This window comes from Paenibacillus maysiensis, from assembly GCF_000520815.1.
In the GTDB taxonomy this organism is placed as follows: domain Bacteria; phylum Bacillota; class Bacilli; order Paenibacillales; family Paenibacillaceae; genus Paenibacillus; species Paenibacillus maysiensis.
Genome location: NZ_ASRY01000044.1, coordinates 1 through 24,689, shown reverse-complemented (window position 1 = coordinate 24,689; position 24,689 = coordinate 1). Strand labels below are relative to the sequence as shown.

Here is a 24,689-nt window from a genome sequence, read left to right as displayed (position 1 = left end):
TGGCGGCAAAACAGCTACCGCTACGGTATCCGTAAACGTGCCTGGTGATCTGGCTTTAGCCTCCAAAACCGCAACGATTGATATTAATGAGGACTATGTTGCGACTCTGACTGCTACCTATGCAGATGGTCGTAAGGAAGATGTTACACAGGATGCAGAATGGACTTCAAGTGCGGAAGATGTTGCTTCGGTATCCAAAGGTACAATTACAGGTAAAGCAGCGGGTAAGGCGGTTGTTACAGCCACTTATAATGGCAAAAAGCTGACCATTAATGTACAAGTCGGTCTCGTAGACCGTTTGGAAACAGACACACGCGTGATTGCGCTTGGTGCCCAGGAAACGAAGCAGTTGAAAGTAGCAGGCGTCAAGAGTGGCGGTACAAAAGCAGATGTAACCAAGGATGCCACCTGGACTACCAGCAATGTGAAAGTGGTTGAGGTTAGCGAGGGCTTGATCAAAGCGAATGGCAGTGGTAAGGCTACTGTTACAGCTTCTTATGGCAAGCAAAGCATTACATTTACAGTAGAAGTGGATGTAGCGCAACAGATTGAGGCGGATGCTATCGCGTTATCGCTTAAATCCGGAGATCAAAAAACCATCGCAATTGTGGTCAAATCCAGTGATGGCAAAGAAAAAGACGTTACGGCCCAAGCCGAATGGAAAACGCTCAATTATAAGGTAGCTACGGTCAAAAAGGGCCAGGTTACCGCAGTAAGCTACGGTAAAACCAATATTCAAGCGAAGTTCGGCGGGAAATATATCACCGTACCGGTGGATGTCGATACGCTTAAATATTTGCAAACCGACGAAGTCTCGCTGAATTTGAAAGCAGGACAGATAGCTAAGGTTACGGCTACAGCTACGTATAAGGATGAGTCGGAGAAGGATGTATCCAAGCCGGCTGTCTGGTCCTCGTCCCGAATTATTGTTGCCACGGTTAAAGACGGCAGCATTAAGGCACAGGGTAAAGGTAAAGCTGTGATTACCGTGAAATATGCAGGGAAAACGACGAAGGTACAGGTGAACGTTCAGTAAAAAAAGGGGTGTCCCAAAAGCCATGGAAATGGCAATGGGGCGCCCCTTTGCTTTAGAGAATGATATTCGTTGGCACTCAGATGGACGCTTCGCGAACGGACCGTTGTTCCAATCGCTGTTGTGACCAGATTTGTGGCTGGCCAGACGGCAGCTTCTCTCCCGATCTACATGCGGGAGGAGGTTTACCGCTTAGAAGCTACGACTTATCCTTCTTGGCTGGTATGTTGCGCGTAAGCGACTCCGTCAGACGCTTGCCGGTCGGCGTTTGGGCCAGGCCGCCTTTGGCGGTCTCGCGGTGCTTGGACGGCATCGCGCTGCCGACCTCGAGCATCACGTCGATGACTTCGTCAGACGGGATGGCGCTGCGCACACCCGCCAGAGCCATATCCGCAGCGGCAAGCGCGGTCACGGCTCCCAGCCCGTTGCGCACGATGCAAGGAATCTCCACGAGCCCGGCGACGGGGTCGCAAATCAGGCCGAGCGTGTTCTTGAGCGCGAGGCCCACTGCATGAATGGCCTGTTCTGGCGTACCGCCGCGCAGCTCGACCATAGCGCCTGCGGCCATCCCGATGGCTGAGCCAATCTCGGCCTGACAGCCTCCCTCCGCACCGGAGATAAAGGAATTGTTGGCGATAACATAGCCAATCGCTCCAGCGGCGAACAGTCCGCGCACCATATGCTCGTCATCCCAGCCAAATCGCTCCTGCGCGCTGATGAACACGCCGGGGATGACCCCGCATGAACCCGCGGTAGGCGTGGCAACAATGCGACCCATGGACGCATTGACCTCCGACACGGAGAGGGCGTACGCCATAGCGAGTGCCGAGGCATCGCCGGAGCAGGTTTCCCCTGCGCGCAAATATTCCGCCAGGCGCTTGCCGTCGCCGCCCGTCAATCCACTGCGGGATACGGTGTCCTGTGTTTGCCCGCGATGAACGGCTTCCTTCATGACTTCATAATAATCAGCCATTTGTCGGAAGATTTCTTCCTCCGGTGTGTTCGTTTCTTGTATCTGTTCCTTGATCATCAGGCGCCCAATCGTAGTGGATTCCTCGGCGCACAAGGCACCTAATTCATGCAGATGGCTAAACCGCATCGGATTCAGCTCCTTTTTTCAAATTAATCATTTTGATTTCATACATATGAGGCAAAGCCCGCAGCTCGGCAATTAATTCAGCCGGAGCGGGGCTATCGGTTTCAATAGCAGTGAGCGCTTCGCCATCCCGGCCTTTGCGATCCACGTGCATGTAGGCAATGTTAATGTTAGCTGCACCCAGCGCCGAAGTCACCGCGCCCAATGTTCCGGGCTTATCCGAGTGAAGAAGCACCAGCGTAGGCAGCTCTCCGGTCAGATTGACCCGGAACTTGTTAAGCTGCTGGACATGAATGCTGCCGCCGCCGATGGAGGAGCCTAGCAGCGTGCGCTGGTCTTCACCCTTCCATAGCTCGAAGCGGACTGTGTTCGGATGGGGGGCGGGCAGTCCGCTGACAGCGAACTCTACTTCCATCCCGGCTTGCTCTGCACATTGCTCCGCATCCGGAATCCGGTGGTCGTCTGTATCGTAATTCAGCAGTCCGGCAATGAGTGCCAGGTCTGTGCCGTGTCCCTTGTACGTATCGGCAAATGAGCCGTACAGCGTCAGGCGGACACGGTCAGGTTGCGCACCGAGCCAGTGCCGGGCAACGCGTGCGAGCCGCACTGCGCCTGCGGTATGCGAGCTGGAGGGTCCGGTCATAGCCGGACCGATAATGGAAAATACATCTTTGAAACGCATGGTGTGGCCCCCTGTATGTTTGAATACCATAGTATATGGTGTTGCCGCGCCCTTGCGCGGGTGTGACAGTTTCTAATGCTGACGCAGCATGTAAGCACAAGAAAGGACAGGATAAGGAAATTTCCCTTATCTCTGTCCTCGTTACCTGAGAGTTTCGTGCGGTGCACTACCGCCTTACCCCTTGGGTGGCTTGCGCTCTCTCCAGAGTTGCGTCAGATGGCGATACATGGACCTGAGAGATTATCCGCCAGCCGGGTGCTGGCGTCTTGCTCCTTCGGTGCCGCCGGGATGTGCTTCCCGGACAGACTCTCCCGTCATCTTCATTCGCGTATACCGTTCAACATTTCCTCCTAAGCGTAATGTATGCCATGCCCGGTGTCAATCACAGGTTGAAATTTTACATAATCAGGTACCTTCTCAATAAAAAAGATTAAATTTTACATAATTATGGATGAAAACAGGAAGGGGTTAGAAGGTTGATAGCTAATCTGATAGAGGACAGGCTAATTTATGGAATAATGGGAGGGACATTTACGTATGGTAAAAGGTTTCCGGTTCACAGGTTCACGCTTAAAAGGAATGCTGCATCTGGCGGCAATCGTATCACTGCTGGTAGGACTCTTCGTTCCATTCGGCCAGATCAAGGCAGAGGGCGCGTTGATGGTAGCGGAAGCGCTTCAGCGTCAAAGCAGCGGAGGTACGGTGACGGTAGAAGGCTACGTCGTCGGACATGCCACCGGATCGAAAACGGCTAATTTCTCTGCCCCGTTTGCAAACGATTTTAACGTACTGATTGCGGATCAGGCGAGTGAACGCAATACGTCTAATCTGTTAAATGTACAACTGACATCCGCGTATAGAGGACCATTCGGGCTGTCAGGCCATCCTGAGCTGATCGGCAGTAAAATTCGCGTGACAGGTACGCTCGGTGCCTATAACAATTTTGGCGGCATGAAAAGCCCAAGCGCTGTGGAGCTAGTAAGCGGAAGCGAGCCTGGAAATCCTGGTACCCCGGGTCAACCCGGTACAACATTACCGGATGGACAAGGCAAAAAAGTGCTGTTCGATAATACGCACGCACAGACCGCTGGTGCAGCAGATTGGGTCATTGAAGGCGCCTTTTCTGATTTTGCGGGCGGACTGCGTAATGCAGGCTTTACAGTGGACCAATTGAACCGCCCCATTCCTTTCACCTATGGAGAGCAGGCTATAACGTACGACAAGCTGCGTCCATACGATGTGTTCATCATTGGTGAAGCCAATGTTGCTTTTAAGGCATCCGAGCAGGCCGCACTGGTGCAATACGTGAAGAATGGAGGCAGCATTTTCTTCATTTCTGACCACTATAACGCTGACCGAAACAAAAATCGTTGGGATTCCTCCGAGGTTATGAACGGCTACCGCCGTGGAGCCTATTCCAATCCGGCCAAAGGCATGACTACAGAAGAAGCTGCATCACCAGCTATGCAGGGATTAACCAGTTCCGACTGGCTGGCGACGAACTTTGGCGTTCGTTTCCGCTACAATGCACTTGGTGACGTGAACGCTACGGACATCGTAGCGGCAGATCAATCCTTTGGCATTACGAAGGGTGTACGTTCGATTGCAATGCATGCTGGTTCTACACTGGCGATTATTGACCCGACCAAGGCGAAAGGAATCGCTTATATCCCTTCGGGCACGAACAAATGGGGCAATGCTGTGGACCAGGGAGTTTATAACGGCGGGGGCCGTGCGGAAGGACCTTATGCCGCTATCTCCAAGCTGGGCCAAGGCAAGGCAGCGTTTATCGGTGATTCTTCGCCAGTTGAGGATGCCACGCCGAAATATGTACGTGAGGAAAACGGACAGTCGAAGAAGACGTACGATGGCTTCAAGGAAGTGGACGATTCCACCTTCCTGGTACAGACGGTCCAATGGCTCGCATGGAAGCAGGACTATACGAAGCTGTCCGATGTGGCAGACCTGACGCTAGACCAGCCAACACAGCTGCTACCGTTCGAGGAGCCTGCGGCTTCCACGGAACCGCAGCCTGAGCCTTGGGCTGCTCCGGCAGCGGGCTACAAATGGTACGATCCAAGAACGTTCAAATCCGGCTCCTATGGAGCGGCCTCGTAACTAACGAAGAGTGCACAATTTGAGCTGGACCAGCCAGTCGCTTGATCCCTTTAAGGGGGTCAAGCGGCTTTTTTTGTGCTGAAAATTAACCTGTGGTTGGTTATTTTATTATATTTTGTGCCAGAAAGGTCGCGCTGCTGCTGAATCATTGGTTTTATCAATGATGGTGATAGTCTAATCTTAATTGATATATCCATATACTGGTGATAGGATGAATTCAAATTATTCCGACTAAATCAGTGTGTAATGTTTATGAGAGGTTTAACATCAAGCGTGGCGTGCATTAGCAGGACAAGGCCATGGAGAATGGAGGAAGCATATACATTGAGTAGCGAGCCGATGTTGGAGATCAAAGGGTTAACGGTATCTTTTCGCATTAAGGATCAATATTACCCCGCAGTTGACCATCTGGATCTGACGGTCAACCCCAATGAGGTGCTGGCTGTGGTCGGGGAATCCGGCTGCGGCAAAAGCGCGCTGGCGCTTTCGATAGCACAGCTGCACGATCTGGAGCGTACCCGCGTGGAGGGACAGATTCTTTTTAAAGGAACGGATCTGAATCGCCTCTCTACAGGGCAAATGAACAAAATCCGCGGAGCAGGCATCGGCATGATTTTTCAGGACCCGCTGACCGCGCTGAATCCGCTAATGTGCATTGGTAAGCAAATTGAGGAAAACCTTGATTATCATACGACCTTCTCTATGAAGCAGAAAAAGGCACGTGTGCTGGAATTGCTGGAGAGTGTGGATATTCCGAATCCCGTACGTGTGTACGACCAGTATCCGCATGAGCTGTCAGGGGGGATGCGGCAGCGTGTGATGATCGCCATTGCCATTGCTTGCCGTCCTGCCCTCATTATTGCAGACGAGCCGACTACAGCGCTCGATGTAACCATTCAATCTCAAATTCTCGACTTGCTCAAGCAGCTTCAACAGGAGAGTGGAAGCGGCATTATCCTGATTACGCACGATCTTGGCGTTGTGGCAGAGGTGGCGGACCGCGTAGCGGTCATGTATGCCGGAGAAATCGTGGAAAGCGCCAATGTTTTTGAATTGTTCCGACATCCACAGCATCCGTATACGCGTTCTTTGCTCGCATCCATGCCGGGATCGCATACCAAGGGAGAACCGTTACACGTCATCGGAGGAATCGTCCCTTCCTTGCAGGATATTCCCCGCAATAGCTGCCGCTTTGCTCCACGTATCCCCTGGATTCAACATGAAACGCATGAGGATCATCCTTATTTAAGTGAGGTTTCTCCCGGGCATTGGGTCCGCTGCACATGCTATCAGCATTTTCATTTTGAAGATGAGGCAAAGGGGGAAGCAGCTCATGGCACTGCTGGAGCTAAATGATCTGAGAGTTCATTATCCAGTGCGTGGTGGTTTCTTCCAGCGTGTGGTCGATCAGGTAAAAGCGGTGGATGGTGTGTCCATCAGTATTGAGGCGGGTCAGACGTACGGGCTGGTGGGAGAATCCGGCTGTGGCAAAACGACCACAGGCAGAACGATTATCGGGCTGAACAAGCTGACGAGCGGGCAGGTTCTTTTTAACGGAAATGACCTAACGGCCTTAAGCCGTAACAACCGCCATCCGCTGCGGAGAGATATTCAGATGATCTTTCAGGACCCGTATTCCTCGCTGAATCCGCGTAAGCGTGTGCTGGATGTCATCGCTGAGCCGTTGCGGAATTTTGAAAGGCTGAGTAGTGAGGAAGAACGCCGAAAAGTTCAGACGCTGCTGGAAAAGGTCGGCTTGAACGCCGATGCGGCCTACAAATATCCGCATGAATTTTCCGGGGGACAGCGGCAGCGGATCGGCATTGCGCGTGCGCTCACGTTGAATCCAAAGCTGATCATTGCCGATGAGCCGGTATCAGCGCTGGATGTGTCCGTTCAGGCACAGGTGCTTAATTTTATGAAGGATGTGCAGCGGGAATTTAATTTGACGTATTTGTTCATCAGCCACGACCTCGGTATTATCCGCCATATGTGCGACCAAATCGGGATTATGTACCGGGGGCGTCTGGTGGAGCAGGGAAGCGAACAGGATATTTATGAGCATCCACAGCACTTGTATACCCAACGGCTCATTGCAACCATTCCAAATATAGATCCTGCCAAACGGCTGGAAAATGCTCAAAAAAGGCGAGCCCTGTTGTCCTCCTATAAAACGGAGCTGCCGAAACATCTGGATGAGAACGGTAAGCCGTTTGCATTAAAAGCGATAAGCACGTCCCATCAAGTCGCGCTACCATAAGGGGGTACAGAATATGTGGAAATTTACACTGCGTCGGCTGCTGATCATGATTCCTCAGTTGGTTGCTTTGAGCATACTTATCTTTTTTCTGGCAAAGGCCATGCCGGGGGATGCCCTGACAGGACTCATAACCTCGACACCCAACCTGAATCCGGCGGCGCTGGAGGAGCAACGGCAAAAACTGGGGTTGAATGATCCGGTGTGGGTACAATATGGAAACTGGCTTGCCCGATTGGTCCATGGGGACTTGGGAAAATCTTATGTACATAAAATCGGCGTCACTGATCTGATCGGCAGCCGTCTGGGGAACACGTTCTTTTTGGGCGTAGTGATCCTGATCTTGACGTATCTGATCGCGATTCCGCTCGGCGTACTTAGCGGTCGTTATCAGCATAGCCCGCTGGACAAAACCGTGGTGGGTTATACCTATCTCAGCTTTGCGACTCCCTTATTTATACTCGCGTTGCTGCTGCTGTACGTGTTCGGATTCAGGCTTGGCTGGTTTCCGACCAGCGGCAGTGTGGATGTGGGCGTAGAACCGGGAACCTCAGCATATTACATCAACAAGGCTTACCATCTCATATTGCCAGCGGTTACAGGCGCATTGCTCAGTACAACGGCAACGATTCAGTATTTGCGCAATGAGGTCATTGACACACGACTGAAGGATTTTGTGAAAACGGCGCGTTCCAAAGGGGTACCCGAGGGAAAAATCTATTCCCGCCATATTTTCAAAAATTCGCTGCTACCAATTGCCGCCTTTTTGGGCTATGACCTGACGGGAGTGATTGCGGGCAACATTTTCCTTGAATCCATCTTTGGGTATCCGGGGCTGGGGCAGCTATTTCTCCAGTCCATCACCCAACGTGATTTTTCAGTCGTGACCGCGCTGGTGATGATTTCCGGCTTCCTGGCATTATTGGGAACCCTTTTGTCTGATGTCATCCTGAGCAAGGTCGATCCCCGCATTCGGATCGAATAACGAACAACTTCAGAGGAAGGGGAGGGATGTAAGGTGTCCATGCAGGTGGAGGAGGTTTTCACGTCGGAGATCATTCGTAAATCACCATCCAGCTGGTCTGTACTGCGCCGCGAGCTGTTGCGTGACAAAACAGCGCTGGTGTCCATCGCGTTTGTGGTTTTGTTTTTGATCTTTATTTATTCATCTGTTCTGTTTGTGAATCAGGATGTAGTCACGACGGTGGATTTGGGCGCGATCCGTGAGGCTCCAGGCTCAGTGCATTGGCTGGGCACGGATCGAGCGGGCAGGGATATTTTCGGTCAGCTGGTCATTGGAGCACGCAATTCCTTCACGATTGGCTTCACGATTACACTATTGTCCGCTGCCATCGGCTTGACGCTGGGACTGCTGGCCGGTTTTTATGGCGGTTTGGTTGACAACATCATCATGCGGATCATTGATTTTATTCTGGTGCTTCCGTTTTTGATGCTGGTCATCGTATTCGTCAGTATTGCGCCCAAGAGCGGCATAGGGTCCTTTATTTTCATCATGACCGCCTTTTTGTGGATTGGAAAAGCACGCCTGATTCGGGCCAAGGTGCTGTCGGAGCGGGAGCTGGACTATGTGCAGGCCTCCAAAACGCTCGGCACACCCAATTGGAAAATTATCTGGTTTGGCGTGCTGCCCAATCTCAGCTCGGTTGTGATCGTCAATCTAACGCTCAGTCTTGCAGGGAATATCGGGATTGAGACTGGGCTTTCCTATCTCGGCTTTGGTTTGCCGGAATCCACCCCAAGCTTGGGTACGCTGGTGAGCTACGCCAATGACCCGGATGTATTACAGAATAGCTGGTGGATGTGGTTGCCTGCTTCTTTACTTATTTTGGTGCTGATGCTGGCGATCAACTTTATCGGTCAGGCGCTCAAACGCGCCACGGATGCCAGACAACGATTGGGTTAACCGAAGTTCAAGGATAAGGACAATGACAAGGAGGGGTTTACAATGGTTAAACGCTGGAAAAAAGGAATTCTGCCTGTTCTATCTGCAACTTTGGTGCTTTCTCTGGCCGCGTGCAGCGGCTCGCCTTCCGCTTCGAATGGAGGAAAATCGTCTGACGGTACAGGCGGTACAGGATCAGACAGCAAGCAGGTGAATGCGACAGCGCTAGCGAAGGCGGTCAAGAACGATAAGGCACCGATTAAGGGCGGCATCATCAATTATGCACTCGTGTCCGATACCCCTTTTGAAGGGATTCTGAATCCTGTATTTTATGATGGCAATCCGGATTTTGAAGTTTTCCAATTTTTCTATCCTTCTTTGTTTTCAATTGACTCCAATCTGAATATTAACGATAAAGGGGCGGCGACGATTTCCTTTTCCCCAGACAATAAGGCGGTGACTGTCAAAATTGATCCCAAGCTGAACTGGACGGATGGTAATCCCGTAACGGCGGAGGACTATGCCTTTTCCTATGAAGTGATCGGTCATAAAGACTACGAAGGTCCGCGTTACGATAGCTTTATGACCAATATTGTGGGTATGGAGGAATATCACGCGGGCAAGGCCAAAACGATTTCCGGCATCAAGGTGCTGAATGAGAAAGAGGTTACCATTCAGTTCAAGGAGCCTAATCCTTCGGTGAAATCGGGACTTTGGTCTACGCCACTGGAGAAAAAGGTGTTTCAGAACATCCCGGTGAAAGATATGGCCGGATCTGATCCTGTCCGTAAAAATCCGATTGGCTATGGGCCGTTCAAAATTAAATCCATGGTCACAGGTGAATCTGTGGAATTCGTCAAAAATAAGAATTATTTTCACGGTGAGCCCAAGCTGGATGGCCTTCATTTGAAGGTTGTGAACCCGAATGTCATTACAGAAGCGCTGAAAAGCGGAGAAATTGACTGGGCCAGCTATCCAACCACCCGTTACGATGAAGCCAGCAATCCGAAAAATGTACAGTTTCTCGGTCAGGAGGAATTGTCTTATAGCTATGTCGGCTTTAAACTGGGCAAATTCGATCAGGCCAAGAGTCTAAATATCATGGACCCGAATGCCAAGCTGGCGAACAAGTCATTGCGTCAGGCCCTTGGCTATGCGCTGAATAATGAGCAGGTCGGCAAGCAGCTCTATCACGGGCTTCGGGTTCCGGCAACGTCCCTGATTCCACCTGCCTTTAAGGGATATCATGACGTGAACGCAAAGGGTATCACCTATGACCCGGACAAGGCGAAAAAGCTGCTGGACGAAGCTGGTTATGTAGATACTAATGGAGATGGCTACCGTGAGGACCCTAAGGGTAAGGAACTGGTGCTCCATTATGCAGCGATGAGCGGGGATGCGACAGCCGAATCCCTGGCGAAGTTTTATTTGCAAAACTGGAAGGATGTTGGGCTACATGTCGAGCTGGTAGACGGTCGTCTGCTGGAGTTCAATTCTTTCTATGATCGTGTGCAAAAGGATGACGTCGGCATTGATATTTTTGGCGGCGCATGGGGAACAGGTTCAGATGTAAACCCTAGTGGGCTGTATGGACGTGGAGCCAGCTTTAACTATTCGCGTTTTACAAGTGAAGAGAATGATAAGCTGTTGAAGGAAGGTGTGTCGGTCAAAGCCTTTGACGACAACTATCGTAAAGATATATATAATCAGTGGCAGGCGTATATGAGTGAGGAAGCGCCCATCGTACCGACGTTATTCCGCTATTCGCTGGAAGCGCTGAATAACCGTGTAGCTAATTATGATATTACCCGTGGCAAGGAGTACGATGCAGACACGTTTGCGAATATAACATTGACTGCGGAAAAAGCAGAAGTAGCACAATAATCAAAAAAGAAGCGCGAACCGGAGTGATCCGATCTCGTGCTTCTTTTAGCCTTTTAATTTAATCATTTGCGGAGTTTCGAAGGGAGAGAAAGAAGACGGAAATACGCCAGCTTCAATACTTCATAGCCGTATGCGAGGAACTGCATTTTACGAAAGCTTCTGAAAAGATCGGAATCTCCCAGCCTACGCTCAGTCTGCAAATTAAGGCATTGGAGGAAGAACTGGGGATGGCCCTCTTTAATCGTGCAGGCAAAAAGATCAAAATGACCGAGGCTGGAAAACTGTTGCTACAGCACAGCGCTCATGCGCTCAAGGATCTACAGCAGGCGAAGGCTTCCATTGAGGAGCTTCGCACCGAGCAACGGGGAAGCTTACGAATCGGTATCGCTTTGCCGGAGCTTGAGGAACCCTTGCAGGAGATATTTATGGATTTTCATCGTTTGTTTCCTAAAATCAGTCTGCACATCCGTCCCTCGTATGAATTACTGGAGCAGGTGCTGGATAACCGGATGGACCTTGGCATTACGCTGCACGCGGGTATGGATGAAAGGCTCGTCCAGCTACCTCTTCGGACCGAGAGCTATTATCTGATTGTTCCGGCAGGACATGCGTGTGCCAACCGTTCCTCGATTGTACTGGACGAGCTGAGGCACATCCCGTGGGCTATGCAGCCAGTGGATCATCCAGGTAGAAGGCATATTGAAAAATACTTCTGTGATCGCGGGTATCCTTTTACCACGGTTATGGAGAGCCATTCGATTCCTGCGATCCTGCGCTGGGTACAGGAGGGACTTGCAGCGACTATCCAGACCAAATCCCTCGCAGCATCTCTGGACCGTTCATCTCTTTGTGCAGTGCCTATTTCACGAGGAGTGCCCGAGGTTTGGCTGGAGCTGATCCATCGGTCTGACCGTTACATGGGAGAAGCAATTAAGCGACTGATTGAAAAAATACATGCTGTGCTGACAGAACGTTCAGGCTGGCGGCAGCCCTGATCAAGCTATGGTGCTGAATGCTAATGTGTGCGCACCTCCAGCCTGCGCGCAAGCAGCGACATGCTGTAATTGACAGCGAAGTACAGGAAGGCGGCGAACAGCAGAGCCGGAATGACGAAGGATTGATTTTGACCGCCGACAATCTGAATGTTATGTGTCAGCTCCGGCAGACTGATAATGACTGCGAGAGAAGTATCCTTGAACAGGGAAATGAACTGGCTGACGATGGGCGGCACCATGCGGCGAAGCGCTTGCGGCAAAATGATATGCCATAACGTTCTGGAATAGCTCAGCCCGGAGGAACGTGCGGCTTCGATCTGTCCTTTATGAACGGAGTTCAAACCGCTACGGACAATCTCGGCGATCATGGCACCCTCAAAGATCGACAGGCCCGTAATGGCTGCCCATTTGAGCGAAATGGAAAGGCCAATGGACGGTAAGACCATACCAATGAAGAAAATAATGAGCAATAACGGAAGATTGCGAATCAGATCAATCAAAAAGGCCGCTACCTGTGAAACGACAGGTAAGCGCGTATAGCGCAGGATGCCAAACGCGATACCGAGCGTGAAGCTGAACACGATGGAGTACACGGCGACCTCCAGTGTCAGCAGGAAGCCCTCCAGTATAAAACGCACATTAGGCCATACAAACAAGCCACTGAAATCCATACGGGCTTCCCTCCTTAGGATGTTTTGGACAGACGACGCTCCATGTATAGAACAAGAAAGCTGAGCGGAACCGTCAATATAAGGTATAACAACGCTGTAATGGCATAGACGGTGATGGGCATAAAGGTATCCGAGTTAATCAGATCAGAGTAATACATCAGGTCCAGTCCGGCTACTATGGCCAGTACGGAAGAGTTTTTGACCAGATTGATGAATTGGTTGCCAATCGCAGGCAGTACAATTTTAATAGCTTGCGGCAAAATAATGCTGATCATCGTCTGGTTGTAGCTCAGTCCGGAGGAGCGTGCGGCTTCAAATTGCCCCTTCGGTACGGACTGGATGCCGGCACGTATCGCTTCTGCAATAAAGGAGGCTGTGTACACGGTCAAACCAAGCGTTCCAGATGTAAATCCGTCCAAGGGAACGCCCAAAGTGGGAAGTCCCAGATAAAAGAACAGCACAACGATCAGCAACGGGATATTACGAATGACCTCTACATAGATGGTGCCAATCCAGTTCAGCCATTTAAAGGGCGCAATTCGGAGGATGGCGATGATCGCCCCCAGAATAAAGCTTCCGATCAAGGCAATGACACTGGCTTGAACGGTATGAAGCAAGCCTTCTCTAAAGCGGTCGCCGTGGTCGAAAAGTACGTTGATATCAAAAGTAAGCATCTGCGGATTTACCTCCTTATCCAGAGCGATGGGCTTTTCTAAAGAAAGGAAGGAGCACGCAGCTGCGGCTCCTTCACAAGAATATTATTCGGGTTTAACCCCAAGCCATTGCTCGTGGAGCTTATCGTATTCACCGTTGCTTTTCAGTTCCTTGAGCGTATCGTTAATGGCTTGCAGCAATTCGGTTTGTCCCTTCTTCACCGCAATGCCGTAAGGCTCCTCAGTGAAGTTTCCGCCTACGAGGGTGTAATTCGGATCTTGCTGTTGCATGCCGAGCAAAATAGAGTTATCGGTGGTCAACGCCTGCCCTTGACCTGCCTTGAGTGCATTAAATGCATCCTGGTAGTTCTCAAACTCCAGTACAGTCGCTTTGGGTGCTTTTTCGCGGATATTTTTGGCGGAGGTGGAGCCCTTAACTGCGAGTACCTTGGTATCCGGAGTCAGGGACTCCAGACCGGTAATCGGGCTTCCTTTTTTCACAAGCAGGGATTGCCCGGCGTTAAAGTAGACGTCGCTGAAATCGACCTGCTTTTTACGTTCGTCCGAAATGGTCATGGTCGCGATAATGGCGTCGATGTCCCCGTTTTGCAGCAAGGGGATTCGTGTTTTGGATGTGACTTCCTTCAATTCAAGCTTGGTTTCGTCTCCAAAAATATGTTTGGCTACTGCCTTGGCAATGTCGATATCAAAGCCTTCTACTTTCCCGGTGGCCGGGTCCTTCAGACCGAACAGCTTGGTGTCGTATTTCACACCAACAACCAGCTTGCCACGTTGCTTGATGGCTTCCAGCCCGTTGGCTGCCGGCGCCTCATTCCCCGACGTTGCTGTTCCCTGCTTGCCTCCACAGCCAGCCAAAACGAGTAGACAGGACAGCATAAGCAGCATAAGGGCACTCCATGAATATCTTTTTCTCATTTGAACAATCCCCTTTCGATTTACGTTCTGAATTTACACTCCAGAGGAGTTTGAAAAAATCCTGAATCCATTTAAAGGTCTGTTTAATGATGAATCAGACGGCTCAGGAACAGGCGCGCCCGCTCCTCACCCGGATTCTGGAAAAACTCGGCAGGCTGACTGTCTTCTAAAATCTGTCCTTTGTCCATGAAAATGACGCGATCCGCTACTTCACGGGCAAAGCCCATTTCATGAGTCACAATGACCATGGTGATGCCTTGATGCGCGAGCGAACGCATAACATCCAGTACCTCCCCGATAGTTTCAGGATCAAGAGCGGAGGTAGGTTCGTCAAACAGCATAATTTTCGGATTCATCGCGAGACCACGGGCGATAGCAACCCGTTGCTGCTGTCCGCCCGACAATTGAGCGGGGTAGCTCTGTGCCTTTTCCTCGATTCCAACACGCTTCAAATAGGTGATGGCTGTTTGGGTAGCCTCTTCCTTCGAGATGCCCAGCACCTTCATGGGTGCAAGTACAATATTCTCGATTACCTTTTTATGGGGATACAAATTGAAGTGCTGAAATACCATACCGATATTGCGCCGGAAGGCGTTAATATCAATCTTTTTGTCATGTACAGGTATCTCGTTGACGATCAGCTCCCCGTCCGATATGGTTTCCAGACGATTGATGCAGCGTAGCAGGGTGCTTTTACCCGAGCCGGAGGGTCCGATGATCACGACGACCTCGCCCTCCTTAATTTGGAGATTGATGTCTTTAAGTACATGGAAGTGACCAAAATGCTTGTTGACGTTACGAAACTGGATCAGAAGGCTCACCCCTTTCAGGCTTGGATACATAGCTTGGTAGATTGGCTGGCATGATCAAGCTCTATCAAAATTTCAAAATTTTCTCTCATGATACTATAAGCTTACAATAAAAAACAAGATTTTATGTCATAAAACTTAACTCTAAATATATTTTCATGTAATTATTCATGAGAAAATCGCTATTTCCACATGTGAATGAGCATGAATGCACAATTAAATGTTACTAAATATGACACAAAATAACGACCTTCGACATTCCAAGGGAGAAACGTGACAAAAGCAACGCTATGTTTTACAGTAGGGGAGAAGGAATTTAGGGTAAAGGAAGGTTAGTGCAATGACGAAAGCTATTTCACCGCTGGTAACCGCATTGGGCATGGAGCCCCATCCGGAAGGCGGCTGGTACAAAGAGATGTGGAAGGCCCATTTTCAAATTCCGAAGCCTGTACTGCCGGATATGTATTCCGGTCCGCGTTTTGCAGCTTCGTCGACGTATTTCTTGCTGCATCCGGGCGAGTTCTCCGAGTGGCATGTCGTACATTCGGATGAGCTGTGGCTGTATCATAGCGGCAGCCCTGTGGAGTTGAAATTGGGTGGAAGCGGAGAACAACCTGGTGAAGAAACCGTGATTATCGTCGGTGCCGATGTGGAGGCAGGACAGCATCCACAAGCGCTGGTGCCGGGCACAGTATGGCAAACGGCACGTCCGCTTGGGGATGAGCCTGTGCTGGTAACCTGCGTTGTCGCTCCGGGATTCCACTTTGACGATTTCAAGCTGATTGCAAAGGGTACTACGGGTCCAACCGAATAATTGTAATGATGTGTGCATTTGGCGGGTGTATTTCTTTGAATCAACAGGAATCACCCGCCTGATTTATATTCTCCGCTGGGCTTAGATTGTTGCATGGCTTATAGAGGTGCAGGTTGTTTTTTGGCATGGATATTATGGCGCTTTCGAATGTCTTTTGCGAGGTTTTTGATCCGTGTAGAGCTATATGAACTACTCTGTTTCCGGTTGATCTTGGAATACAAGGCATAACGGTTTCTTCCCATTCGTTTGGCATGGTACATGGCGATATCCGCTTCTTTGAGCAATGTCTGCAGATTCTCCTTCTGGGATGGATTCATACTAATGCCAATACTTCCCGTGACAGATAGTCTGTGTCCATGAATGCTGTAGGCTCTGCTGATTTTTCTTAGGAGGAGTTCCGCCAAAACCTTTACCTGGTCGGAATCAAAATTTTTTATGATGAGCAAAAATTCATCCCCCCCAATACGAAAAGCCTTTTGGTTCGCATTCATGACTTGTAGCAGATGAAGGCTGACTTCATGTAACAGCATATCGCCTACCCTGTGCCCATAAGCATCATTAATGGCTTTGAAGCCATCCAGGTCAATGTATAAAATAGCGGTGCTTTCTTTGCCTTTATACTGCTTCCAGAATTGGTTGAGCGCATTCCGATTGAACAAACCTGTTACCGGGTCTTGATAAGCAAGTTTCCTTAGCATAGTTCTTTCCACAAATACGGACCTTAAAAAAATCCCAAGGCATATCCATACGATCAGGTTTAAGATCAATAAACATAAGAGCGTATAGGAGTTTTGAGTTAAATTCAAGTTTATGTCACCACCCATATCATGATAGTACCCCTTCCTCGCTTTGTATAAGCCGAGAAAGGGGATTGTTTGATTATTTTATTCTTTTATTTTTATGCATCCGTCTGTATTTCAAATAGGCACCCAGAAGAATGAAAGACATTCCGCTCACATAGAAGGAAGCAGGACTGTTTTCTCCTGTCTGCGGTAATTTCTTTACCTGCGGAGTGTGACCTGGATCACTTGGGTCCTCGGGGTCCTCAACAGGGAACTTGATACCTCCCTTAGGGATGGGATCATCTTCGATCTCTACAGGTGGAGACGATTCCTGAGGAGGATCAATTTCTGGCGATTTCGGTAGCGCATCGGGTTCTGCAGGGGGCTGCTCAATCACTGGAACACCCAATGGCACATCTTCATCTTCAACGATCTGTGGTTCATTGGTTACTGGCTTAACGGGTACAATCGGTATTTCTGTGGGTTCAGGATCTTTATCGCGCTTTTTACCTGAACCCGGATTCGTAGGCGTTCCCGGATTCGTAGGCGTTCCCGGATTCGTAGGCGTTCCTGGATTCGTAGGCGTTCCTGGATTGGTAGGTTTACCCGGATCGACAGGGGTCTCTTTTTCATTGGTTACCACAATCTGCTTAATACCTGAGCTTTGTTTAACCGTGGCGTCTATTTTGACCGCTGTCTTCGAGGTTGTTATTTTATAGCCTGCTGGAGCCGTAAGTTCCTCCAGAATATAATCATCATACAGCAATGAATTGAACAAAATTTTCCCGTCTGCATTGGTAGTTTGAATGAGCGGGGCTCTTTTTTGGCTCTTATCATAGAGTGCAAAGCGTGCTCCAGACAACACCTTGTCAGGATGATCCTGGTCGACCTTGGTCACTTCCAGGCTTCCTGTTATGCCTCCCCCTGAACCTGAACCGGAGGATGTCCGCACGATGATTTCTTTACTGGTTTCTCTCAGCTCCGTAGTTAAGCGGTCGCCCTCAAAATAGACGCTGTTACTCACTTTCGCTTTATCATCCGCTTGAATAAAGGATTGATATTCCAAAATATAACTGGATGAAATGGCCTGTGTGAAGCCAAGCTCAAAGGATTGCTGACCTTGATCGTTTGTCGTAATTTTCAGTTTATAATCCTGATCTTTGGCTAATTCAGTGTCTTTGGCAGCCTTTCCGTTGGCTGATACTTTGGTGGAATACAAATGAAAGGAATCTTCAATCAGGATTTGATTGCTGCTGGGTGTATCCACGATTTTGGCGTTGGAGACATAAGATTGCCCTTCATTGATCCGGATCTGCCAGTCAATCTTATTACCATTCTGGCTACCGGATTTTGTAACGTATTCTCCCCCATGGGGCACAGTTACTTTGGCTGCCCACTCAGAGATAATGTTTTTTCTATCCATCAGCAGAGCCTTATTGTTGATTTCTTTATCAATAAGCTCTCCCTCCAATGTGGTCTGAAAAGTGATCCAGTAGGGAGTGTTGATCTGTTCATTAAAATGAATACGCAGCTCATTGCCGTTATCAGCGGTGGGAAGAACAAGGGTATATTGGTCTGCTGGCAGTTCAGCTCCCTTTTCCACACCATTCCACCATCCGAGCAGTGTCATGTCATACACTTTGACAGAGCCGGGAACCAGCTTCTGCCCTTGCTGTAGCGTATCCTTTATTTCAGCCTGATTCAGGGTTTTACGGTTATAGTTCGTCAAGATGTCCCATGTGATGTGCTTGGATGTAGCGTTATAGCTTCCTTGCTTGGCACCGTTCTGCTGTGTCAGATTGTCAGGCCATAGCCGGGCTTCGGCTTCAGCAGAGTAGGGCGTTCCATTTTGCACCCATGAGATGGAAGCTTTATTCCAGAAATCCGGCTTGCTCGTATCCTTTTTCCATTCATTATTAAACGTTGTTGAATAGCTGATGGTATACGCGTCCTGGATCGTTTTATGGAAACGTATCGTGAATCCTTGCTTATAGTCTTGCGATAAAGGAATCAATTCATAATCTGCTGGTGATGTTAGCGTTGATTTTCCGTCCGCGCTTTGGATCTTTAATGTATCCGGTAAAAGAGCCAGACCGCCATTCGGAAACGTATCGTTGATCACAACCTGATTCATCGTGTATTTATCCGTATTGATGGCAATAACCCAGGGAATTGTTTTTGTGTTGTAGTTCGGTTCCTTGAAGCCTTTAACAATGACCCCGCTTTTTAGCTCGGTAGTAGTATCTTTGGTTACTCCATCAGACGTTACGGTATTCGTTATCCGTTCATTTTTAAGTACACGATCTATGGCCTTGGTTTGATAACGGATCGTGTATGCTGCCTCCACATCGGAGTTGAAGCGTAAATCGAAGCCGTTGGCCGTTTCGTTGTTAACCAGTGAGACGGTATATTCGGAGGATGAAAGTTCCTCAGAAGTAGCTCCTTTGTACACTTTAAGCGAACCGGCCATGAGCTGCTGGCTTTTGTTGAAGCGGTCAGCTAACACGGCTTTCCCGGCGGGAATTTTCTTTTCGCCAAAATTATACTTGATCGCCCAGGATACCGTTTGAGTAACCGGGTCGTATTGCTCCATTTTTTTGGACAAAAATTCGCCGCGTTGAACGGTTACTGTAGCTGTTGCAGAAGCGTCTTTCGTATTGTTGCCTGAAAAAGTGGCTGTGTTGGAAAAACGGGATTCTTCGCTGGTGATGTTAGTGGAGTATTGGATTCGGTATGCGCTGCTGATGTTTTCATCTTTAAAACGGATGATGAAGCCGGTACCAGCCGAATCGGCTTCCAGCGTATACGTATCCTTATCCACCGGATCACGTAGCAAGGTTGAACCATCCACGTTGATTTGTAAATGGTATAACCGAATAGAATCCCTTACCAGCTCCAATCCTTGGGGAGTCGGGTCGGTGACTACAGCATGTTGAACCTTATCCAATTGTTTATTTACGTCAATCGTCCAATCAATCTGATGGGTTCCATTGGCTTTCCCTTGCTTATCCAAGGAAGAGCCTGCCGCAGGCTTGATATTTACGACTGCTGTTTGTACGCCACCCTTGATCGGGATGGCGATAATGACCTCTGTACTGCCTTTTTCTATTTGCTTGCTGAACTCGGTCTTAACCTCCAGTTTTCCGCTGACATTGGAACGGCTCTCCACGTAATCGTTAAAAGTCATGACCACTTTGCCTTGGCGGTCTACCGTGAAATGGCCAACATTTCCATCTGTCGTAACCAAAGGAGAGGAGATATCTGTGTAGATTACAAATTGCTCGGGCAATTGAAAGGTAAAAGTGTCTCCGGCTTTGTACGTATTGTTGGGAAGCTCCCAGTCATAAATGAGATGGACTGCATCGTCAATGTCCAAGCGACTATCGGGATTGTATACCGCATCAATCACTTGACCAGTCGCATCGGTCAGGGTAAGTTTCGTTAAAATACTTGCTTGAGCAGCTTCTTCAGAATTTGTGGCGGCCGCTGCCTGAGCAACAGGAGCTGGTAGGGAAGGCGGCTTCTGTTGTTCTGGTTCTATGACTGGTTCTGTTTCGGGTACTACGATATCATAGACATCATTTGTAACGGTTCGCCCTGCCTCGGTTCCGGCAATCTCCGGCTGATCCGGGGCAGGAATTTGAGCATAAGCCTGTGTGATACCAAAAAAGCTTTGTATTGTGAGTAATAATGCAATAATCATTACATTCCATTTTTTTCTCATACTCTATTTAAGTCTCCTTGTCTAAGAATTGCTGTATAAAGATTACTGTATATTGTATTCATGTCGGGGCGTTTATAGCATCCCTCCTTCTTTCCCGGAAGTAATATATTCAACGGACTAAGAGTCTGTCCAATGAAATAGAGATAACCCCTAACGCTGCAAATTAAGTAAATCTGAGCAGCAAGGGTGTTCGGATATGGCGAACAGATCCAGCTTTAGGTGCTTTGTCGGGCCTGAACAATGAGGCGATGTGTCGGATTTACAAGAGGGTCACATGTAATTAATGTGAGCAGCTTTTGATTTTCAAAGCTTTTCAGAACGGAGACGTCTGTAGGATCGACAATCGAAATTTTATAGACTGTATAACTATATTGTTCACCCTTGGTATTAATAATGATTTTATCTCCAATCTTCACCTCGTTCAGCCGATTAAATAAACGTCCTGCTGTACGCGCACGGTGGGCTGCTATGGCGGCGTTTCCTGTCTGACCCAGAGCTGCCGTTTCCGACATATGTACAGATGCGTGCTTCATATTATCCCAAGTTGCACCCTCCAGCACAGGAAGCTTCAAATCAATACGATTAATGCTAATGGTGGCAATGGGGAGCTGCTTAGGGTCTGGTTCATTTGCGGGTACCGAAGGACCTCGTGTGGTTTCGATGCCCGTGTTATCTCCAAGCTTGCTGGACAAGCGCTTATAGCCGTCGATAATGCTAGGGTTCAGTACTTCTGCCTCTTTCAAAAGCTCGCTCTGCTTCCGATCTTCGTTCCATTCATTGGCTTTAGGAAACAAAATAATGAGTATTCCCAAGGCGATGAACAAGTATGATAGCTTACGCAATCTAAAAAACCTCCCTAACTTATGTAAGGTGTATCACATACTGATTTTAAAAATCCTCCCTTTCCATTTAGTGTAGTCTGAGAAAGGGTGCAGGTGTAGATTCAGGCACAATGCTATCTAATACCGGGTTTACATCATCCACAGTTACCGGGCGCTCACCATCCACAGCCTTCACATTAATGGCCCAGTCAAATTAGTATATTCAACACGGTAGGTTTTAAATGACTGACTAGGTATACAATACCTTCCTTATCTCAACAATTTCTCAACAAGAATAGAAAAAAGCCCTGATCGCAGTGATCAGGGCTTTCTAAAAAAAAATTAATATTGCTTTGTTTTTGTGTATTTGGAGGGTTCTTTGACCATTGCAAACTTCTGTTTTCCGCTTTTTAGAGCGGCATCTACTGTAGTGTCAACGATAACCCATTGATTGTTGATATTGACTTCATTCCAAGCGTGGTAGGTATTCACATAGGAGGATTCGCCCATAACCAGTTTCGTTGGAACATCCACACTTCGAAGCATGGCGGCGAACAGTGAAGCGTATCCATAGCAAATATCTTTTTGCGAAACTAGTGTACGATCAATTTGTGGAAGATAGTCGGGTGATAAGGAAAAGGGCTGGTTGGAATCGTATTTAATATGACTAATGACATATTCGTAAATACGTTTCACCTTTTCATCATCTGTCGTTGCACCCTTGGTTAATTCCTTGGCCTTCCGAATCGCCTGATTCGTATCGCTCCAGTCAATATTTTGAATAGAATTGAGGTATATGGTTTTACTGTCATTCAAATTTAACTGGACCGTTTCTTCACCTATCACTTTATACTGATTGCCAGTTAGCTGTTCCAATAAACGAATGTTATAATTGCCATTGCCCATTTGAAGAGCGAATGCTTCCTCAGGTTTGCTCGAATTCAGATAATAAGAGTATTTCTCCGCATCCTTGGTAATTACGATCTTGGTTTTGACATTGGACTTGGCAGGATAACGTATATTAACAATACCGTGGTTTAGGTTGTTTTGATTCAGCCATTCCTGACTTTCGGCAGCAAATGCTGTCGTATGTAGGGGGATGGATAACAAAAATACTAAAATTAGTAAAAAAGACGACATTTTCCTCATAGAAAAACTTCCTTTCGGCGGCCAGGCTGCCATCTTAAAAAAGAAGGCCCTATAGCTTTGCGTCCCTGCCTTTCGACAGGTTTGCTATTATCGTATAAAGTTTTTCAGGAAAAAAAGACACGACAAAAAGCCTCTCCAACCGGTAGCTGGCTACCATCTTAAAAAAGAAGGCCCTGTAGCTTTGCGTCCCTGCCTTTCGACAGGTTTGCCATTTATCCTGAACAGTCTATATCTATCATTCTATCAGTTAGGCTTCCGATCAGGCAAGCATAATCTCAGATTTTCTCTGTTTTTCGACAAAGTCATCCGATAGATGAGTTTATGGCTTTGCTCGATTTCCCCATTTTTTGCGGAAGGAATGTGGGGTTTCTCCGACATGTTCCTTGAATAGGTTGATAAAATGGCTGGTGTTGGGAATCCCTACAAACCGTGCGATATCCACAATGGATTCGTCACTGGTTTTAAGCCAGCCTTGAGCCGCTGTGATGCGGACATTAATGAGATAATCGATAGGAGAAAATCCGATCTGTTTCTTGAAATTTTTAGCGAGATTAAATTTGTTTAACTCAAACATGTCTGCCAGCGAATCCAGCGTAATTCGTTCACTGTAGGATCGATCCAAATATTGCTGAACCTTGCGTATCTCGGTGATCGTATCCTGGTTTACATACGGATGATCGTAGGGGTGCTGCAAAATATACGTCAGCAACTCACCGATGAGTCTGGATGTAAGCAACTCAGCAGAGAAGCTTCTGTCAGATTGTACGTATAACAGGGAACGCAGCTTGTCCGATATGGTGCATGGATCGTTGAGTGATATTACAGGCTTGTTGTGCTTGGCAAATTGTTCGTAGAAATTGTCGATCAGATTGCCGTACACATGTACACTGATAAACTCCCATGCTTCATGACCAGCGGTGCTGTACTGTACGTATTCCTCACAACTAACGAAAAACATATCATGAGGCTTCAATATGTATTTTTTCTCCCGGTACAGTAATTCCCCTTGTCCTGATAACGTAAAAACGAGCAGAAACGAGGTGAGTTCCTTCCGTTCCATGGCATAAGCAGATGTTTTTTTGAAATAACCTATTTCCTGTATATAAAAAAGGGATTGCTTGGCAAAAGCGGAGGGAGTACGTGCAATGACGACTGGATCGCTGCTCCAAGGGGTCCCATTCCTGTTGTTTTTTTGGTCTGTTGTCATATTCAATTCCTTTACAAAAGAGCAAATTTATCAAGCTAATCACTGTTTGTTTAACAAAACAAAATGGTGGTTTACACATGATTTCCTATGAATACGGTTTATTTTATCACATCACATAAATGCGTGTAGCGAATAATATTTTGGATTATTTTCCATTCGAATTCAGGTGTACTATTATAGTGAAAACAGCCTCGTTTCCTCCATATTTTTAACTCATTCATCCATACGAGAAAGTTAAATCATGTTGAAAAAATTTGGAGGTGCCATGGGTTCAATTCATTTCTGGAATAAAATCCAGGAAAGGATGCTAAAGGTATTCTATGCCCATTCCACCTTCCGACGCGCATATCCTTTCGTTTTGAAAAAAATGGGTCTTTGTTCTATCGAAATAGTTCATTAGGCTTATCATGAAGAAAGATAGATTGGGTCCAATGTTGTGATGTTGTTCACAAATATGTAGACGCACGAGGAAGATATATGAACTCTTTTTATGCTGATTAGCGTACTGTAAATATATGAATATAATATGATAAAAAACAGCATAAAAGTACAAAATTACACAAAAAGTATATTCACTTATTTGCGGATTTTCTGCTCTGTGTATTTCCTTATTTTCAATGGGGAGTGAAATTAAAGTTAAAGTTATCTGGGTCTGCTCCGGTGCGTTCTAATGTAATAGGAAATAGAGTGCCGTTAGCTTTGGAATTCACACAGGCAATGATATGATGGGTAATACAGATATAGTGTTTTACTTACTCGACAGTCAGTTTGGAGGATTATAGGATGGGAAAACCAAAAAATACGAAAACCGCAGCGGCTTGGTCGCTCGTTATTCTGGGAGCGGGCTTTGCAGCTACGTTGCCTTTTCAGCAATATGGCTGGGCTCGGTTGTTAGCAGGTGCTTTCGAGGCCGGACTTGTCGGAGGACTGGCGGACTGGTTCGCCGTCACCGCATTGTTCCGTCACCCGCTGGGCATTCCGATTCCGCACACGGCGCTTCTCCCCAAAAACAGGGACAAGCTCACGAATGCACTGGTGAGTACGGTGGAAAATAACTTGCTGGGCAAAGACAGTATCGCATCTAAAATTGCCGATATCCGGTTGGCCGATTTGATGCTGGGTGGTGTGGAAAAGGGCTTGCGCACGCCGGAAGCG

The 24,689-nt window shown here is 48.0% G+C and carries 21 protein-coding genes and 3 riboswitches; of the genes, 10 read left to right on the top strand and 11 right to left on the bottom strand.

Features of this window, described 5'->3' with window-relative positions:
* A partial coding sequence (locus tag L696_RS0103325; RefSeq protein ID WP_025682385.1) for an Ig-like domain-containing protein occupies nucleotides 1-1,036 on the top strand: 1,036 nt, incomplete at its 5' end.
* A 196-nt stretch (nucleotides 1,037-1,232) separates the two neighbouring features.
* Here L696_RS0103325 and sdaAA read toward each other — a convergent pair.
* Nucleotides 1,233-2,132, bottom strand: a complete 900-nt coding sequence (gene sdaAA / locus L696_RS0103320; RefSeq protein WP_025682384.1) for an L-serine ammonia-lyase, iron-sulfur-dependent, subunit alpha — start codon at nucleotides 2,130-2,132, stop codon at nucleotides 1,233-1,235.
* Entirely contained in the window at nucleotides 2,122-2,811 is a 690-nt protein-coding gene (gene sdaAB, locus L696_RS0103315) for an L-serine ammonia-lyase, iron-sulfur-dependent subunit beta (protein WP_025682383.1), read from the bottom strand. Before sdaAB ends, sdaAA begins: the two co-directional genes overlap by 11 nt.
* 210 nt (nucleotides 2,812-3,021) lie before the next feature.
* A riboswitch (glycine riboswitch) is annotated at nucleotides 3,022-3,135 on the bottom strand.
* A 213-nt stretch (nucleotides 3,136-3,348) separates the two neighbouring features.
* Between sdaAB and L696_RS0103305 the strand changes: the two genes are divergently transcribed.
* The 7 genes from L696_RS0103305 (at nucleotide 3,349) to L696_RS0103275 (ending at nucleotide 11,968) form a co-directional block, all read left to right on the top strand.
* Nucleotides 3,349-4,929 (top strand): DUF6359 domain-containing protein, encoded by a 1,581-nt coding sequence (locus L696_RS0103305; RefSeq protein WP_025682382.1) that lies wholly within the window; start codon nucleotides 3,349-3,351, stop codon nucleotides 4,927-4,929.
* 324 nt (nucleotides 4,930-5,253) lie between these two features.
* Nucleotides 5,254-6,285: an ABC transporter ATP-binding protein gene (locus L696_RS0103300; protein ID WP_025682381.1), complete on the top strand. Its 1,032-nt coding sequence runs from the start codon at nucleotides 5,254-5,256 to the stop codon at nucleotides 6,283-6,285.
* Nucleotides 6,263-7,189, top strand: a complete 927-nt coding sequence (locus L696_RS0103295; RefSeq protein WP_025682380.1) for an ABC transporter ATP-binding protein — start codon at nucleotides 6,263-6,265, stop codon at nucleotides 7,187-7,189. Before L696_RS0103300 ends, L696_RS0103295 begins: the two co-directional genes overlap by 23 nt.
* A gap of 13 nt (nucleotides 7,190-7,202) precedes the next feature.
* Nucleotides 7,203-8,171 (top strand): oligopeptide ABC transporter permease, encoded by a 969-nt coding sequence (opp4B, locus tag L696_RS0103290; protein ID WP_025682379.1) that lies wholly within the window; start codon nucleotides 7,203-7,205, stop codon nucleotides 8,169-8,171.
* A gap of 39 nt (nucleotides 8,172-8,210) precedes the next feature.
* Complete coding sequence (locus tag L696_RS0103285) at nucleotides 8,211-9,110, top strand: ABC transporter permease (RefSeq protein ID WP_025682378.1); 900 nt, start codon at nucleotides 8,211-8,213, stop codon at nucleotides 9,108-9,110.
* Nucleotides 9,111-9,152: 42 nt separating this feature from the next.
* Nucleotides 9,153-10,973 carry an oligopeptide ABC transporter substrate-binding protein gene (gene opp4A / locus L696_RS0103280; protein WP_025682377.1) on the top strand — a complete coding sequence of 607 codons (1,821 nt, stop codon included), beginning with the start codon at nucleotides 9,153-9,155 and terminating at the stop codon, nucleotides 10,971-10,973.
* A gap of 101 nt (nucleotides 10,974-11,074) precedes the next feature.
* Complete coding sequence (locus L696_RS0103275) at nucleotides 11,075-11,968, top strand: LysR family transcriptional regulator (protein WP_280740113.1); 894 nt, start codon at nucleotides 11,075-11,077, stop codon at nucleotides 11,966-11,968.
* A 20-nt stretch (nucleotides 11,969-11,988) separates the two neighbouring features.
* On the opposite strand, the gene L696_RS0103270 is transcribed toward L696_RS0103275, so the two are convergent.
* The 4 genes from L696_RS0103270 to L696_RS0103255 form a co-directional block, all read right to left on the bottom strand.
* Nucleotides 11,989-12,639 (bottom strand): amino acid ABC transporter permease, encoded by a 651-nt coding sequence (locus L696_RS0103270; protein WP_025682375.1) that lies wholly within the window; start codon nucleotides 12,637-12,639, stop codon nucleotides 11,989-11,991.
* Nucleotides 12,640-12,653: 14 nt separating this feature from the next.
* A complete protein-coding gene (locus L696_RS0103265) occupies nucleotides 12,654-13,313 on the bottom strand; it encodes an amino acid ABC transporter permease (RefSeq protein ID WP_025682374.1) in 660 nt (219 codons plus the stop codon).
* Nucleotides 13,314-13,397: 84 nt separating this feature from the next.
* Nucleotides 13,398-14,228, bottom strand: coding sequence for an ABC transporter substrate-binding protein (locus L696_RS0103260; RefSeq protein WP_025682373.1), 831 nt, complete (start codon nucleotides 14,226-14,228; stop codon nucleotides 13,398-13,400).
* A gap of 83 nt (nucleotides 14,229-14,311) precedes the next feature.
* Nucleotides 14,312-15,070: an amino acid ABC transporter ATP-binding protein gene (locus L696_RS0103255; RefSeq protein WP_049827254.1), complete on the bottom strand. Its 759-nt coding sequence runs from the start codon at nucleotides 15,068-15,070 to the stop codon at nucleotides 14,312-14,314.
* A 307-nt stretch (nucleotides 15,071-15,377) separates the two neighbouring features.
* Here L696_RS0103255 and L696_RS0103250 point away from each other — a divergent pair, with 307 nt between their 5' ends.
* Nucleotides 15,378-15,851 carry a cupin domain-containing protein gene (locus L696_RS0103250; RefSeq protein ID WP_025682371.1) on the top strand — a complete coding sequence of 158 codons (474 nt, stop codon included), beginning with the start codon at nucleotides 15,378-15,380 and terminating at the stop codon, nucleotides 15,849-15,851.
* Nucleotides 15,852-15,949: 98 nt separating this feature from the next.
* On the opposite strand, the gene L696_RS0103245 is transcribed toward L696_RS0103250, so the two are convergent.
* The 5 genes from L696_RS0103245 to L696_RS0103225 form a co-directional block, all read right to left on the bottom strand.
* On the bottom strand, nucleotides 15,950-16,549 hold the full coding sequence (locus L696_RS0103245; protein WP_245233278.1) for a GGDEF domain-containing protein: 600 nt from the start codon (nucleotides 16,547-16,549) through the stop codon (nucleotides 15,950-15,952).
* Between the two features lie 181 nt (nucleotides 16,550-16,730).
* Nucleotides 16,731-20,357, bottom strand: coding sequence for an LPXTG cell wall anchor domain-containing protein (locus L696_RS0103240; protein WP_025682369.1), 3,627 nt, complete (start codon nucleotides 20,355-20,357; stop codon nucleotides 16,731-16,733).
* A gap of 215 nt (nucleotides 20,358-20,572) precedes the next feature.
* Nucleotides 20,573-21,199, bottom strand: a complete 627-nt coding sequence (locus tag L696_RS0103235) for a class D sortase (RefSeq protein WP_025682368.1) — start codon at nucleotides 21,197-21,199, stop codon at nucleotides 20,573-20,575.
* A gap of 321 nt (nucleotides 21,200-21,520) precedes the next feature.
* The gene (locus L696_RS0103230) at nucleotides 21,521-22,327 is read right to left on the bottom strand and encodes a transglutaminase-like domain-containing protein (RefSeq protein ID WP_025682367.1); all 807 of its coding nucleotides are present in this window, start codon (nucleotides 22,325-22,327) and stop codon (nucleotides 21,521-21,523) included.
* Between the two features lie 13 nt (nucleotides 22,328-22,340).
* A riboswitch (cyclic di-GMP riboswitch) is annotated at nucleotides 22,341-22,423 on the bottom strand.
* A 42-nt stretch (nucleotides 22,424-22,465) separates the two neighbouring features.
* Nucleotides 22,466-22,547: riboswitch (cyclic di-GMP riboswitch) on the bottom strand.
* A 99-nt stretch (nucleotides 22,548-22,646) separates the two neighbouring features.
* Nucleotides 22,647-23,534: an AraC family transcriptional regulator gene (locus L696_RS0103225; protein ID WP_025682366.1), complete on the bottom strand. Its 888-nt coding sequence runs from the start codon at nucleotides 23,532-23,534 to the stop codon at nucleotides 22,647-22,649.
* Nucleotides 23,535-24,317: 783 nt separating this feature from the next.
* On the opposite strand from L696_RS0103225, the gene L696_RS28165 reads away from it, so the two are divergent.
* Nucleotides 24,318-24,689, top strand: a 372-nt coding sequence (locus tag L696_RS28165) for a DUF445 family protein (protein ID WP_155985303.1), incomplete at its 3' end; no start/stop codon positions are given.

What these genes read in the sequence shown, in the direction of transcription:
- sdaAA (WP_025682384.1), bottom strand. Translation starts at nt 2,132, where the DNA reads ATGCGGTTTAGCCATCTGCATGAATTAGGTGCCTTGTGCGCCGAGGAA.
- sdaAB (WP_025682383.1), bottom strand. Translation starts at nt 2,811, where the DNA reads ATGCGTTTCAAAGATGTATTTTCCATTATCGGTCCGGCTATGACCGGA.
- L696_RS0103305 (WP_025682382.1), top strand. Translation starts at nt 3,349, where the DNA reads ATGGTAAAAGGTTTCCGGTTCACAGGTTCACGCTTAAAAGGAATGCTG.
- L696_RS0103295 (WP_025682380.1), top strand. Translation starts at nt 6,263, where the DNA reads ATGGCACTGCTGGAGCTAAATGATCTGAGAGTTCATTATCCAGTGCGT.
- opp4B (WP_025682379.1), top strand. Translation starts at nt 7,203, where the DNA reads ATGTGGAAATTTACACTGCGTCGGCTGCTGATCATGATTCCTCAGTTG.
- L696_RS0103285 (WP_025682378.1), top strand. Translation starts at nt 8,211, where the DNA reads ATGCAGGTGGAGGAGGTTTTCACGTCGGAGATCATTCGTAAATCACCA.
- opp4A (WP_025682377.1), top strand. Translation starts at nt 9,153, where the DNA reads ATGGTTAAACGCTGGAAAAAAGGAATTCTGCCTGTTCTATCTGCAACT.
- L696_RS0103270 (WP_025682375.1), bottom strand. Translation starts at nt 12,639, where the DNA reads ATGGATTTCAGTGGCTTGTTTGTATGGCCTAATGTGCGTTTTATACTG.
- L696_RS0103265 (WP_025682374.1), bottom strand. Translation starts at nt 13,313, where the DNA reads ATGCTTACTTTTGATATCAACGTACTTTTCGACCACGGCGACCGCTTT.
- L696_RS0103260 (WP_025682373.1), bottom strand. Translation starts at nt 14,228, where the DNA reads ATGAGAAAAAGATATTCATGGAGTGCCCTTATGCTGCTTATGCTGTCC.
- L696_RS0103255 (WP_049827254.1), bottom strand. Translation starts at nt 15,070, where the DNA reads ATGTATCCAAGCCTGAAAGGGGTGAGCCTTCTGATCCAGTTTCGTAAC.
- L696_RS0103250 (WP_025682371.1), top strand. Translation starts at nt 15,378, where the DNA reads ATGACGAAAGCTATTTCACCGCTGGTAACCGCATTGGGCATGGAGCCC.
- L696_RS0103245 (WP_245233278.1), bottom strand. Translation starts at nt 16,549, where the DNA reads ATGCTAAGGAAACTTGCTTATCAAGACCCGGTAACAGGTTTGTTCAAT.
- L696_RS0103240 (WP_025682369.1), bottom strand. Translation starts at nt 20,357, where the DNA reads ATGAGAAAAAAATGGAATGTAATGATTATTGCATTATTACTCACAATA.
- L696_RS0103230 (WP_025682367.1), bottom strand. Translation starts at nt 22,327, where the DNA reads ATGAGGAAAATGTCGTCTTTTTTACTAATTTTAGTATTTTTGTTATCC.
- L696_RS0103225 (WP_025682366.1), bottom strand. Translation starts at nt 23,534, where the DNA reads ATGACAACAGACCAAAAAAACAACAGGAATGGGACCCCTTGGAGCAGC.